The organism is Lutibacter oceani (assembly GCF_003384935.1).
Classification (GTDB): Bacteria; Bacteroidota; Bacteroidia; order Flavobacteriales; family Flavobacteriaceae; genus Lutibacter; species Lutibacter oceani.
In genome coordinates, this window is record NZ_QTTQ01000012.1 from 150499 (window position 1) to 163244 (window position 12746).

Below are 12746 nucleotides of genomic sequence, written 5' to 3' on the forward strand. Positions count from 1 at the left end.
TGAAAAAAAATAATTCTATAAAACCTTAATTTTTCTTAAGTATGTATCAACATTATCAGCTGTATCAAAACAGGCACTAACTGAATTAATTTCAGAACAGTAACGTGAATCTATGGCGTGATTTTTACAGCCAATAGCATTCATTTCAATGTTTTTAAAATTTTCATCAATAGCTAAACATTTGTTATATAATGTTGAAATTGTTTCATTTTTTTCTATTATCGCTCCATTTTTAGTTAAAAACCCTTTAAGAAAGTTTTCAATTGCAAATTGTGAATTTTTACAAATTGAATACGTTACAATATCTTCAGAAGGCTTAAACAATTCTTTTTTTGCTAATTGTAAATTTTTTGTAGCTTCCATAAAAAAAGCTTCTGATCTTGATTTCATTTTAATAATTTTTAAAAGATTTATAAAAAAAGTGCCAGGTATTCTAAATACCCAGCACTTTAAAATTAGTTTGGTTTATAAATTTTTATAAAGCTCTAATCGTTCCCATTGAATATCTACTTGTTCTTGGGCTCTATCTAGCAAGTCTTTTGCCATCTCTGCATTTTCTTTAACAACTCTTGTAAAACGTGTTTCTGAATACATGAACTCTTCTAAAGGCGCAGAAGGAGCTTTTGAATCTAATTTAAATCTTTTTCCTTTAGGTGCTAAAGGATTAAATCTAAATAATGGCCAGTAGCCTGTTTCAATTGCTTTTTCTTGATGAGCAGCACCGTCTTTTAAATTATAACCGTGATCTCCACAATGTGAGTATGCAATAATTATAGATGGTCCTGGATATGCAGCAGCTTCTTCAATTGCTTTTAAAGTTTGCATATCTTTTGCACCAATTGCAATTTGAGCTACATAAACATTTCCATAAGATACAGCTTGTAATGCTAAGCTTTTCTTGTTACTTTGTTTACCATTCATTGCAAATTTAGCACTTGCTCCAAGTGGTGTTGCTTTTGACGCCTGACCTCCGGTATTTGAATAAATTTCAGTATCCATTACTAAAATATTAATATTTTCACCAGAAGCTAAAACGTGATCTACACCACCATAACCTATATCATAAGCCCAACCATCTCCACCAAAAATCCAAACGTCTTTTTTACGTAAGTATTCAGAAAGGTTTCTAAGTTTTTTAGCATCATAGGTATCTATAGTATCTAAAATTCCATTTAATTCGGCAATATCATTTAACTTTTGTTCTTTTAAAGTTTCTGTATTTTCAGCATTGTCTAAAATTTGATTAACTAAAATACTACCTATTTTATCCTCTAACCCTTTTAATAAGTTAACTGATATTTCTTGTTTTTTAGTTAATGCTAATTTCATACCTAAACCAAATTCAGCATTGTCTTCAAATAATGAATTTGCCCAAGCTGGTCCTCTACCATCCTTATTAGTTGTATAAGGAGTTGTTGGTAAATTACCACCATAAATTGATGAACAACCTGTTGCATTGGCAATCATTATACTATCTCCATACAATTGAGTTACTAATTTAATATAAGGTGTTTCACCACAACCAGAACAAGCTCCTGAGAACTCAAATAATGGTTCTAAGAATTGAGATCCTTTTACTGTTGAAGTAGCTAGTTGCTTTCTGTCATAATCAGGTAAATTAATAAAGAAGTCCCAGTTTTCATCTTCAACTTTTTCTACTTCTAATTTTTTAGCTAAATTAATTGCAAATACACCTTCAACTTCTTTGCTCTCTGCTGGACAAACGGCAACACAAAGATCACATCCTGTACAATCTTGTGGAGAAACTTGTAACACATAGCTTTCAGTTTCTTTATTGAAAGGTCTACCTTTTGCAGGAACATGTTTCATACCTGCAGGAGCATTTTCTAATAGTTCATTAGAAACTACTTTTGCTCTAATTGCAGCGTGAGGACAAATATTAACACACTTATTACATTGTGTACAAAGATCTGCATCATCCCAAGTTGGAACAGCATCTGCAATTCCACGTTTTTCATACTGGGTAGTTCCTGTTGGGAACGTACCATCTGCTGTAAATGCACTTACAGGAAGTGAATCTCCTTTACCAGCTAATATTGTTCCTAAAATTTCTTTTACAAATTCATCTGCATCTTCAGTCATCATTGGCATTAAGCCTTTATCATTTGTTGTATGACGAGGATATTCAACTTTTTCTAAATTTTCTAAAGATTTATCAACAGCATTAAAGTTCATTTGTACAACTTTATCACCTTTTTTAGAGTAAGATTTTACAATTGCTTCTTTAATTTTCTTAATGGCTTCATCTTTTGGAAGTACACCAGAAATTGCAAAGAAACACGTTTGTAAAACGGTATTTGTACGCTTACCTAAATTAGCTTCTTGAGCAACTTTAGTAGCATCAATCACATAAAAATCAATATTGTTATCAATAATCTTTTTTTGCATTACACTTGGTAACTCTGTCCAAACTTTATATTTAGAATAAGGTGAGTTTAATAAAAATGTTCCTCCTTCTTTAATATGACCTAAAACATCGTATTTATGAATAAAATTAAATTGATGACACGCAATAAAGTTTGCGGTATTAATTAGATATGTAGAATATATTGGGTCTGGTCCAAAACGTAAATGTGAAACCGTTTGTGCTCCAGCTTTTTTAGAATCATACACGAAATAACCTTGAACATGATTATCTGTTGTTTCACCAATAATTTTAATAGAGTTTTTATTAGCACCAACTGTACCATCTGAACCTAATCCGTAGAACATACAATTAAATGTAGATTTTCTAGTTTGGAATGTTGGTTTATAAGGTATGCTTGTATGTGTAACATCATCATTAATACCTATTGTAAAATGATTTTTAGGTGAATTATTTTCTAACTCATCAAAAATACCTTTAACCATTGCAGGTGTAAATTCTTTAGAAGAAAGTCCATAACGACCTCCAGTAATAGTTGGCATTGTTTCTCCCATTTCAACATAAGAAGTAACTACATCTAAATACAATGGTTCACCAACACTTCCTGATTCTTTTGTTCTATCTAAAACAGCTACTTTTTTAACTGATTTTGGCATTTGCTCAATAAAGTCAGATACTGAGAATGGACGATATAAACGTACAAATAATGCTCCAACTTTTTCACCTTGATCTACTAATGTATCAATAGTTTCCATTACTGGACCTTGACCAGAACCCATAACAACCACTACTTTTTCAGCTTCAGGATGACCTACATAGTAAAATAAACTATATTTTCTTCCTGTATGCTCATAAAATTCATCCATTGTATCTTGAACAATTTCAGGAACTTTTTCATAATATGAATTCGCCGCTTCACGTGCTTGGAAAAACACATCAGGATTTTGAGCAGTACCTCTAATTACCGGATTATCAGGATCTAATGAATTTTTCTTATGCTTCATTATTGCCTCTTCAGGCATCATTGCTTTAATTACATCATCAGAAATAGCATCAATTTTAGAAATTTCATGAGAAGTTCTAAAACCATCAAAAATATTCATCATTGGAACTTTACTTTTTAAAGCTGCAACTTGAGATATTAAAGCAAAATCGTGTGCTTCTTGTACAGAACCTCCAAACAACATTGAAAAACCAGTTTGACGCGCTGCCATAACATCTGAATGATCACCAAAAATTGATAATGCGTGTGTTGCAATTGTTCTTGCAGCAACATGTATTACTGTTGGTAATAATTCCCCTGCCATTTTGTACATATTAGGAAGCATCAACAGTAACCCTTGTGATGCCGTAAATGTTGTAGTAAGTGCTCCACCTTGAAGAGATCCGTGAACTGTACCTGCTGCACCACCTTCACTTTGCATCTCAATAATTCTTGGAACGTCTCCCCAAATATTTTTTTGCCCTTTAGCACTATATACATCTACATGTTCTCCCATAGGAGAAGCTGGCGTAATTGGATAGATTGCACATACTTCATTTGTTTTGTGAGCTATTTTAGCTACCGCTTCGTTAGCATCACAAATTAATTTCTTGTTTTCTAGTTTCATTTTACTTTATATTTACACTTAATAATTTGCGAAACCCATATCTAAAATGGGAATAAATTGCAAACTATATAATTCTACAATTCATTTTTACATTGTAAAATTAGAATTATAAAGTAAGAGTTATAATGATATATATCAGCAAATTAGCCTCGAAAATTATTTAGAATCACTTAAAATAAAAAATACAAAATTCTCATTTTAAGATAGTTAAAATTAACAAAAAGCATTTTTAATAATCTTTTGTAACATTATTAACAGTGTATTAACACCTTAATTTCTTCTAATTTAAAAGACTAAATTGTATTAAATGATAAATTATAAGGTATTATACAATTGTAAATAAAAATTAAATTCTATTATACTAAACTAAAACTATTGAATCAATTTTAAGTTTGAAGTCTTCATTTTTATTATTACCCAATAAAACACCTATTTCATCTAATTCTTTACAAGGAAAATAAGGTAGATTTAATTTTTTACCTCTATAATAAGGTATTAAATCTGCAAGTTCAATGGTAACTGTTTGCCAGTTTGTTGTGGTATTAAAAAAACTTATATATGAGTGTTGATTATTTTGATTTGATTTGACCCTAAATTGATATCTTTTTCCATCTCCTTTTATCCGAAGCTTTATTTGTTTGTAGTTTAAAACAGCTATTTTTTTAAATTGATACTTCAATAATGAAAAACCGCCATTATTTTCTAATGAAATATTTCCTTCAAAAACTCCATTACCATCAATATCTAATTTAAATGTACCATTTGATTTACCACCCATAACCACATCATCTACAATCACCCATTTTGATATATTGCTTAGTGTATTAAAATCAAAAATAATAATAGGATTCATTATAAATAAAGTACTAAAATATTGTTTACCAGAAATTTTTATTTGAATGATCCAAACAATTCTTCTAGTTTTTTTGTTCTATAATTAAAAATTTCGGTCAATTTTGGCTTCACTATAATTGGATGAAATAATCTTCCTAAAAAGCCAAAAGGAATTTTATAGTCAATTACATCTTCCATTTCTACACCACCTGGTATTTCTTTAATAAAATGCTTATGATGCCAAAGTGCATAAGGACCAAACCGCTGCTCGTCTACAAAATACTGTTTATCAAGCACATGTGTAATTTCCGTAACCCAATTGGTTTTTATCCCTAAAATGGGTGTTACAATATATTGTATTATTTGTCCGGCAAACATAGGTTTGTTTGCACCAGATAATATATCAAAACTCATATAATCTGGTGTAATTATTTTTAAATTTTTAGGACTCGACAAAAATTCCCAAGCCTCATCCACAGATATTGGTAATTTTTGTTTTGATGATAATGTGTATACAGTTCCCTTTGTACTAAACTTCATTTTTTAATTTTTAAAATAAACATAGGCATTTAAACTTATTGCAATTAACAACCAAGTAAAATAAGGTACAATTAACCAAGATTTTAAACCCAAACCACTTCCAAATTGAAATAAATAATAGCCAACTACTGCTGTTAACAACATAATTTCAATTAAGCCAAAACCAAACTGCTGTTGATTAAAAAAAATGTAATTCCAGGCTATATTCAATATAAATTGAATAAAAAATACCATCCAAAAAGTACTTCCCGGTTTTAGAGCCAATAAATGCGCTAAATAAATTGAAAAACAAATCATAATGGTAGTCCAGGCAACTCCAAAAAACCAACCTGGAGGTGTCCAAGGTGCCCTGTTTAAATTTAAATACCAATTAGCTTGCGGACCGTTATTCATTAAATAACTTCCAATTGCCAAAGCACCAAAATTTAGTATTAAAAATAATAATATGTATTGTATGTGTGTACTCAAATTATTTTAAATGATTTATTATTTTTGAACTCATTGGTTTTGTTATTGAGTAATAAAAATCGATATAATTTCCGTTTTCATCAATCAAATACTTTTGAAAATTCCATTTTACTGAAGAGCTTTTCACACCGTTTAAATCCTTATTTGTTAACCAAGCATATAATGGATGTTGGTTTTCACCTTTTACATCAACCTTTTCTGTCATTAAAAATGTAACTCCATAATTAACTTCACAAAAAGTCTTAATCTCACTTAAAGTTCCCGGCTCTTGACCTCCAAATTGATTACACGGAACTCCAATTACAACCAATTTATCTTTGTATGTTTTGTACAATTTTTCTAAATCTTCATATTGACCAGTAAAACCACATTCTGATGCAGTATTCACAAATAATATTTTTTTTCCTTTAAAATTTTTTAAATTAATGGGCTCTCCTGTGATACTATTAATTGAAATATCATATAAAGATGATTGCTGTATTTTATCCATTTTTTTTGAATTTGTTTCTTTTATAAAAAATACTGAAAGTATTATACTTGTTATTAAACCTGCTATTTTCATTTATTTTATTTTTAAAATTAATTTTTAAATGTAGTGATTCCACAATCCATTTCAAATATTTGACCTGACATTGATGCTGATTTTTCTGAAATTAAAAACTCAGCCATAGCAGCTACCTCATTTGGACTTAAATATTTTTTTAACGGATGCCTTTCAATCATTTGCTCTTTTTGCCTATCATTTCTCAATAATTTTGCAGCCAAAGTTGTATCTGTTACTGTGGGTGCAATTGCATTTACTCTAACTTTTGGAGCATACTCTGCTGCCAAAGATTTTACAAGACCTTCAATTGCAGATTTTACACTAGCAACACTTGTGTGAAAAGGCATACCTAATTTAGAAGCAACTGTACTAAATAAGAGGATACTTGAGTTTTCAGCTTCTTTTAAATTTGGCATATATTTTTGAATAGCTTTTACCGCACCAATAAAATTAATTTCGTAATCACTTTTAAAATCTTCAATCTTTAAACGCTCAAAAGGTTTTAAATTTATGCTACCTGGACAATAAATTAATGTGTCAACCTTCTCTAAATTTGGCAATTCATCCGTCAAAATATTACAATTATAATGTGTTAAATTTTGATGTGTAAATTCTGGCTGAGACCGGCTAATATTAATTATATTACAAGTATCCAACAATAAATTAGAAATTGCTTTCCCTATTCCTTTACTTCCTCCAATTATTAAAACTGTTTTCATATTAATAAACTAATATTTTAATCGTTTTTCAACTCTTTGCTTTATTAATGTTAAACGCTTCATAATAGCCATTAATTCAGGATTTTTTGTTTTTTTTATAAATTTCATTTACACCTAAAATTAGTGACTTAACTTCTCTTGATGCCAAAATTCTTTCGTTTGTGCTTCTTAATATAAGTTTGCGTTGTTCAAATTTAAATGCTTTTTCAACCCATTCCATAATTACAATTTCAAATAGTTTTGAAGTTCAACAATTTTTTCAGGTGTATTGAATACGCCACCATAATAACTTGTTACTGTTGCCGAAGAATCGTCTTTAATACCTCTCGAAGCTACACATAAATGCTTCGCATCTACAATAACAGCAATATCTTTGGTGTCTAAAATTTCAGCTAGTTCTAATGCAATTTGATTAGTTAATCGCTCTTGTACTTGTGGTCTGTTTGCAAAGTATTGTACAATTCTATTAATTTTTGAAAGCCCAATTACTTTTCCTGAAGAAACATAAGCAACGTGAACTTTACCAAAAATTGGCACAAAATGATGTTCACAATTAGAATAAAACTGAATATTTTTTTCAACCAACATTTGGTTATACTTATATTTATTTTCGAACAATGCTATTTTAGGTTTGTTTGCTGGATTTAATCCAGAAAATATTTCTTCAATATACATTTTAGCAACCCTTTTTGGAGTTCCTTTTAAAGAATCGTCGGTTAAATCCAATCCCATTACCTCCATTATTTGTGAAAATAAATTAGCAATTTTATCTTTCTTTTCTTCATCAGAAATGTCAAAAGCATCAGCTGTTAAAGGAGTTTCAATACCGGTATATAAATGGTCGTCTCCAATTTCATCAAAAGTAAAACCGTTTAGTTTTGTTCCATTAATAGGGAACTTCAACAAAGTTTCTTGGTGTTTCATAAAGCTTAATTTTTAGTTCGTAGTTTTCCTCGATAAAAGGCCTTAAAATTTTAAAAATAACAATAGCAATATTTTCTGCTGTCGGGTTTAAGTTTTTAAATTCCTCAACATCCAAATTCAAATTTTTATGATCAAATTTATCTAATACATGCTTTTTTATTAAACCTGATAACTGCTTCGTATCTATAACATAACCTGTGTCTTTATTTACAAAACCTATTACTTTTACTTCTAATTCGTAATTATGTCCGTGATAATTTGGATTGTTACATTTACCAAATACATCCAAATTCTTTGCTTCAGACCAATTTTTATTATGCAATCTGTGAGCAGAATTAAAATGCTCTGATCTAGATACTGCTACTTTAAAATTCATTTTGTTTATTATTATTTGTACAAACTTAAACATTTTATTTTTAGATTATAAGAATTACTATCAATATAATTTATCATTTAATAAAGATTTAACATTGTTAAAATTTAAATTATACATAATTTTTTGTTTAATTTGTATATATTTACATTAAACAAAACTAAAATTCAGTAACATGTCAAAAAATAAGAAAATAAATGCCTTAGAAATTATAACATTATATATGAGTTATATTTTAGACCACAACGCTAAACCTAGCTCTGTTTATGCCTTTGCAAAAGAAAATAAATTTGAAGAAGCTGTTTTCTACCAGTATTTTGGATCATTTGAAGCTGTTGAGAAATCAATTTTTAATGCTTTTTATGAAAACACAATTAGTGTCTTAGAAAAAAGTAATGACTATAAAACATTTGATGCTCGCAATAAATTATTGAGTTTTTATTATACCTTTTTTGAAAATTTAACTGCAAACAGAAGTTATATTGTTGCAACATTAGACTCCAAAAAGTTAGATTTAAAAAAATTGAATGCATTATCTAGTCTCAAAACCAGTTTTGCAGATTACATTAATACACTTGAAATTGAAACTATTGATTTAAAACAAAAGAACTTGGCTCAAATTCAACAAAAAAGTATTAAAGAAACTGCTTGGCTTCAACTACTGATAACTATAAAATTTTGGTTAGAAGATAGTTCTGTATCCTTCGAAAAGACTGATATTTTTATTGAAAAATCAGTAAACACAAGCTTTGATTTAATAAACTCAACTCCTTTAAAAAGCATTATTGATTTGGGGAAGTTTTTATACAAAGAAAAAATGAACATAAACTAATAAAACAATGCTAAAAACTATTGATACAATTCCTGTTTCAAAAATACATAGAGCTTCTAAACTAGTACAAACTGGCGCAAAAGTTGGTATGAATTACTTAAAATACTACGGTGATAAATTAGTAAGTACTGAAGATGAGGCTAAAGAAAAACTTAACAAAAATAATGCTGAAGATATTTATGATGGACTAAAAAAATTAAAAGGAAGTGCCTTAAAAGTTGCACAAATGTTGAGTATGGAAAAAAGCGTTTTGCCGCAAGCGTATGTAGAAAAATTTTCTTTAGCTCAATTTTCTGTTCCACCACTCTCTGCTCCTTTGGTTCTAAAAACATTCAAAAAATATTTTGGAAAAACTCCTTATGAAATTTTTGACACTTTTAACGCTAATTCAGTAAATGCTGCAAGTATTGGACAAGTGCATAAAGCTGAAAAAAATGGAAAAAGTTTAGCAGTAAAAATTCAATATCCAGGTATTGCAAATAGTATTTCAAGTGATCTTACATTGGTAAAACCTATAGCCATTAGTATGTTTAATATTAAAGGAAAAGATTCTGATAAATATTTTAAAGAAGTTGAAGATAAATTAATTGAAGAAACCAACTACTTAATTGAAATTAAGCAAAGTAAAGAAATTTCTGAAGCTTGTAAGCATATTCCTAACTTAAAATTCCCTGCATATTATACAGAATTTTCTTCGGAAAGAATTATTACTATGGATTGGATGCACGGCGAACATTTATCTGAATTCACCGCTCACAATACCGATGTACATAAATCTAACAAACTAGGACAAGCATTATGGGATTTTTATATGTATCAAATTCATTCACTAAAAAAAGTTCATGCTGATCCACATCCAGGTAATTTTTTAATCTCTAAAGAAGCAGATTTAATTGCGTTGGATTTTGGCTGTATGAAAACAATTCCTGATGATTTTTACATTCCGTATTTTGAACTTGCAAAAAAGAAAAACATACAGAATCCAGAAATATTTCAACAAAAATTGTTTGAATTAGAAATTTTAAGAGATGATGATTCAGAAGAAGAATTAGCATTTTTCACTGCAATGTTTCACGATATGTTAAGCTTATTTACACAACCTTTTCATCAAGAAATATTTGATTTTTCTAATCCAAATTTCTTTAAACAAATAGCAGAATTAGGTGAACGCTATTCAAAAAACACAGAACTTAAAAAAATGAATGGCAATAGAGGCTCTAAACATTTTATTTACATTAACAGAACGTTTTTTGGGCTCTATAATTTAATGTTCGATTTAAAGGCTACGAAAGTGCACATCAATAATTTTAAAAATTTATAATGGCTCATTTTAATATTGATGAAATCCATCAATTAGAACATTTATATAAAATAAACCTTATTAATAGTTGCGCCGGTTATAAATCAGCCAACTTAATTGCAACTAAATCTACTGAAAACAACACAAATGTTGCCATATTTAGTTCTGTGATACACTTGGGTTCTACACCTCCGTTATTAGGTTTTATTTTAAGACCAACATCAGTACCTAGAAACACTTATGAAAATATTATAAAAACTGGTTTTTACACCATAAATCATATCCACAAAAATATTCTAAAAGATGCACATCATACATCGGCTAAATATAAAAGCACTATTTCAGAATTTGATGTTACCAATTTAGAAACCGATTATAAAAAAAACTTTTTTGCGCCATTTGTTAAAGATTGTCCTATTCAAATTGGTATGAAATATATTGAAGAATATGATATAAAATTGAATAATACAAAACTTGTAATTGGTGAAATTCAAGAATTGCATATTAAAGATGAATTGATACAAAAAGATGGATTTATTAATTTATCAGAAGGAAATATTGCAACAATTAATGGTCTAAATGGTTATGCAATTCCAAAATTAAAAGAACGGTTTGAATACCAAAGACCCATAAAATAGCTATCTTTATATAGTTAAATAAGTGATAGGCACTCAATAGTTGGCATTTTTTATAAACAATAGCCCATTTAACTGTTATTCCTCCCTGCGCAGAAATAACAAAAATGATTAAGAGGAACTATAATAAGATTTTAATCTTTAACTTAATAATACATGAAAATTCTAGTTACAGGAGCAACTGGCTATATTGGAAAACGTTTAATACCGCTGTTATTAAACGATGGGCATAGCATTGTTTGTACTGTACGAGATAAAAACAGAGTTCCAAAAAATTTTATAAACGACAAAAAAATAAGTATTGTAGAAATCGATTTTTTAAAGCCAGAAACTTTTAAAAATATCCCAAAAGATATTGATACCGCTTATTATTTAATTCACTCTATGTCAAATTCTACAACTGAATTTCATACGCTGGAAGAAAAATGTGCTCAAAATTTCAAAAAATATGTAGAAACAACTACTGTTGAACAAGTAATTTATTTAAGCGGAATTACAAACGACACTAAACTATCTAAACATTTATTATCACGTAAAAATGTTGAAAAAAGATTAACATCTGATAATTACGCATTAACCACTTTTAAAGCAGGAATTATTGTTGGTTCTGGAAGCTCTTCTTTTGAAATAATTAGAGATTTAGTTGAAAAATTACCATTTATGGTAACACCAAAATGGCTTGATACCAAAACACAACCAATTGCTATTAGAGATGTATTAACATTCTTGCAAAGAGCAATTGGTAAAAAACAACTTTACAATAAATCGTTTGATATTTTTGGCCCAGAAATACTTACTTACAAGCAAATGTTATTGGAATTTGCCGAGATTAGAGGTTTAAAAAGGTATATTATAACCATTCCATTAATGACTCCAAAACTATCATCATATTGGTTGTATTTTGTTACTTCAACATCTTATAAACTTGCAGCCTCATTGGTTAATAGTATGGGCATAGAAATTATTGGGAAACCGAGCAATATTTATAAACAACTAAAAGTACAACCTATTTCTTATAGAGAGGCTGTAGAAAATGCATTTGTAAAAATTAAACAAAATAGTATAGTTTCAAGTTGGAAAGATTCATTTATTAGCAGTGCTTTGGAAAGTGATTTGCACAAACATATTAATGTACCAACTTATGGGTGTTATACCGATAAAGAACAACGTACTATAAAAGATATAAATTATAGCTTAGAAAAAATATGGTCGATAGGAGGAGAAAATGGCTGGTATTACGCTACTTTTTTATGGAAATTACGTGGTTATTTAGATAAATTTTTTGGCGGAATTGGTTTAAGGCGCGGACGTACGCATCCTACAGAATTAAACAATGGAGATTCTTTAGATTTTTGGCGTGTTATTTATGTAAATAAAGAAGCTAAAAAACTATTATTATATGCTGAAATGAAACTTCCCGGTGAAGCTTGGTTAGAATTTAAAATTGAAAATAATATTTTGTATCAAACTGCTACATTTAGACCCCAGGGTATTGCTGGAAGATTGTATTGGTATACTGTTACACCTTTTCATTGGTTTGTTTTTAATGGTATGATTTCAAAATTAGCAAAATCACCTTAA

13 protein-coding genes and 1 pseudogene are annotated in these 12746 nt (G+C 28.9%); 4 read left to right on the plus strand and 10 right to left on the minus strand.

Going from position 1 to position 12746, the window contains the following annotated elements; genetic code table 11:
• Positions 1–15: 15 nt before the first annotated feature.
• The 10 genes and pseudogenes from BX611_RS13560 to BX611_RS13605 form a co-directional block, all read right to left on the minus strand.
• Entirely contained in the window at positions 16–390 is a 375-nt protein-coding gene (locus BX611_RS13560; RefSeq protein ID WP_115882232.1) for a HEPN domain-containing protein, read from the minus strand.
• 75 nt (positions 391–465) lie between these two features.
• Positions 466–3996 (minus strand): pyruvate:ferredoxin (flavodoxin) oxidoreductase, encoded by a 3531-nt coding sequence (gene nifJ / locus BX611_RS13565; RefSeq protein WP_115882234.1) that lies wholly within the window; start codon positions 3994–3996, stop codon positions 466–468.
• Positions 3997–4357: 361 nt separating this feature from the next.
• Complete coding sequence (locus BX611_RS13570; protein WP_115882236.1) at positions 4358–4849, minus strand: CIA30 family protein; 492 nt, start codon at positions 4847–4849, stop codon at positions 4358–4360.
• Between the two features lie 38 nt (positions 4850–4887).
• Positions 4888–5370, minus strand: coding sequence for an SRPBCC family protein (locus tag BX611_RS13575; protein ID WP_115882238.1), 483 nt, complete (start codon positions 5368–5370; stop codon positions 4888–4890).
• A 3-nt stretch (positions 5371–5373) separates the two neighbouring features.
• On the minus strand, positions 5374–5838 hold the full coding sequence (locus BX611_RS13580) for a TspO/MBR family protein (protein WP_115882240.1): 465 nt from the start codon (positions 5836–5838) through the stop codon (positions 5374–5376).
• 1 nt (position 5839) lies between these two features.
• Positions 5840–6328, minus strand: a complete 489-nt coding sequence (locus BX611_RS13585) for a glutathione peroxidase (RefSeq protein WP_181897254.1) — start codon at positions 6326–6328, stop codon at positions 5840–5842.
• A gap of 89 nt (positions 6329–6417) precedes the next feature.
• Positions 6418–7101 carry an SDR family NAD(P)-dependent oxidoreductase gene (locus BX611_RS13590; RefSeq protein ID WP_115882244.1) on the minus strand — a complete coding sequence of 228 codons (684 nt, stop codon included), beginning with the start codon at positions 7099–7101 and terminating at the stop codon, positions 6418–6420.
• 9 nt (positions 7102–7110) lie between these two features.
• Positions 7111–7321: pseudogene (locus tag BX611_RS15220) on the minus strand (hypothetical protein).
• Positions 7322–7323: 2 nt separating this feature from the next.
• Positions 7324–8025 carry a GTP cyclohydrolase I FolE gene (gene folE / locus BX611_RS13600; protein WP_115882246.1) on the minus strand — a complete coding sequence of 234 codons (702 nt, stop codon included), beginning with the start codon at positions 8023–8025 and terminating at the stop codon, positions 7324–7326.
• Positions 7988–8401 carry a 6-pyruvoyl trahydropterin synthase family protein gene (locus tag BX611_RS13605; protein ID WP_115882249.1) on the minus strand — a complete coding sequence of 138 codons (414 nt, stop codon included), beginning with the start codon at positions 8399–8401 and terminating at the stop codon, positions 7988–7990. Before BX611_RS13605 ends, folE begins: the two co-directional genes overlap by 38 nt.
• 172 nt (positions 8402–8573) lie before the next feature.
• Here BX611_RS13605 and BX611_RS13610 point away from each other — a divergent pair, with 172 nt between their 5' ends.
• From BX611_RS13610 to BX611_RS13625, 4 genes are all read left to right on the plus strand, one after another.
• Complete coding sequence (locus BX611_RS13610) at positions 8574–9230, plus strand: TetR family transcriptional regulator C-terminal domain-containing protein (protein WP_115882251.1); 657 nt, start codon at positions 8574–8576, stop codon at positions 9228–9230.
• A gap of 7 nt (positions 9231–9237) precedes the next feature.
• A complete protein-coding gene (locus tag BX611_RS13615) occupies positions 9238–10551 on the plus strand; it encodes an ABC1 kinase family protein (protein WP_115882253.1) in 1314 nt (437 codons plus the stop codon).
• Positions 10551–11168 carry a flavin reductase family protein gene (locus BX611_RS13620; protein ID WP_115882255.1) on the plus strand — a complete coding sequence of 206 codons (618 nt, stop codon included), beginning with the start codon at positions 10551–10553 and terminating at the stop codon, positions 11166–11168. The genes BX611_RS13615 and BX611_RS13620 overlap by 1 nt, the downstream gene beginning before the upstream one ends.
• Positions 11169–11321: 153 nt before the next feature.
• On the plus strand, positions 11322–12746 hold the full coding sequence (locus BX611_RS13625) for an SDR family oxidoreductase (RefSeq protein WP_115882257.1): 1425 nt from the start codon (positions 11322–11324) through the stop codon (positions 12744–12746).

Bases quoted from the DNA above. Each gene is read 5' to 3' on its own strand.
- BX611_RS13560 (WP_115882232.1), bottom strand. From the start codon at position 390: ATGAAATCAAGATCAGAAGCTTTTTTTATGGAAGCTACAAAAAATTTA.
- nifJ (WP_115882234.1), bottom strand. From the start codon at position 3,996: ATGAAACTAGAAAACAAGAAATTAATTTGTGATGCTAACGAAGCGGTA.
- BX611_RS13570 (WP_115882236.1), bottom strand. From the start codon at position 4,849: ATGAATCCTATTATTATTTTTGATTTTAATACACTAAGCAATATATCA.
- BX611_RS13575 (WP_115882238.1), bottom strand. From the start codon at position 5,370: ATGAAGTTTAGTACAAAGGGAACTGTATACACATTATCATCAAAACAA.
- BX611_RS13585 (WP_181897254.1), bottom strand. From the start codon at position 6,328: ATGGATAAAATACAGCAATCATCTTTATATGATATTTCAATTAATAGT.
- BX611_RS13590 (WP_115882244.1), bottom strand. From the start codon at position 7,101: ATGAAAACAGTTTTAATAATTGGAGGAAGTAAAGGAATAGGGAAAGCA.
- folE (WP_115882246.1), bottom strand. From the start codon at position 8,025: ATGAAACACCAAGAAACTTTGTTGAAGTTCCCTATTAATGGAACAAAA.
- BX611_RS13605 (WP_115882249.1), bottom strand. From the start codon at position 8,401: ATGAATTTTAAAGTAGCAGTATCTAGATCAGAGCATTTTAATTCTGCT.
- BX611_RS13610 (WP_115882251.1), top strand. From the start codon at position 8,574: ATGTCAAAAAATAAGAAAATAAATGCCTTAGAAATTATAACATTATAT.
- BX611_RS13615 (WP_115882253.1), top strand. From the start codon at position 9,238: ATGCTAAAAACTATTGATACAATTCCTGTTTCAAAAATACATAGAGCT.
- BX611_RS13620 (WP_115882255.1), top strand. From the start codon at position 10,551: ATGGCTCATTTTAATATTGATGAAATCCATCAATTAGAACATTTATAT.
- BX611_RS13625 (WP_115882257.1), top strand. From the start codon at position 11,322: ATGAAAATTCTAGTTACAGGAGCAACTGGCTATATTGGAAAACGTTTA.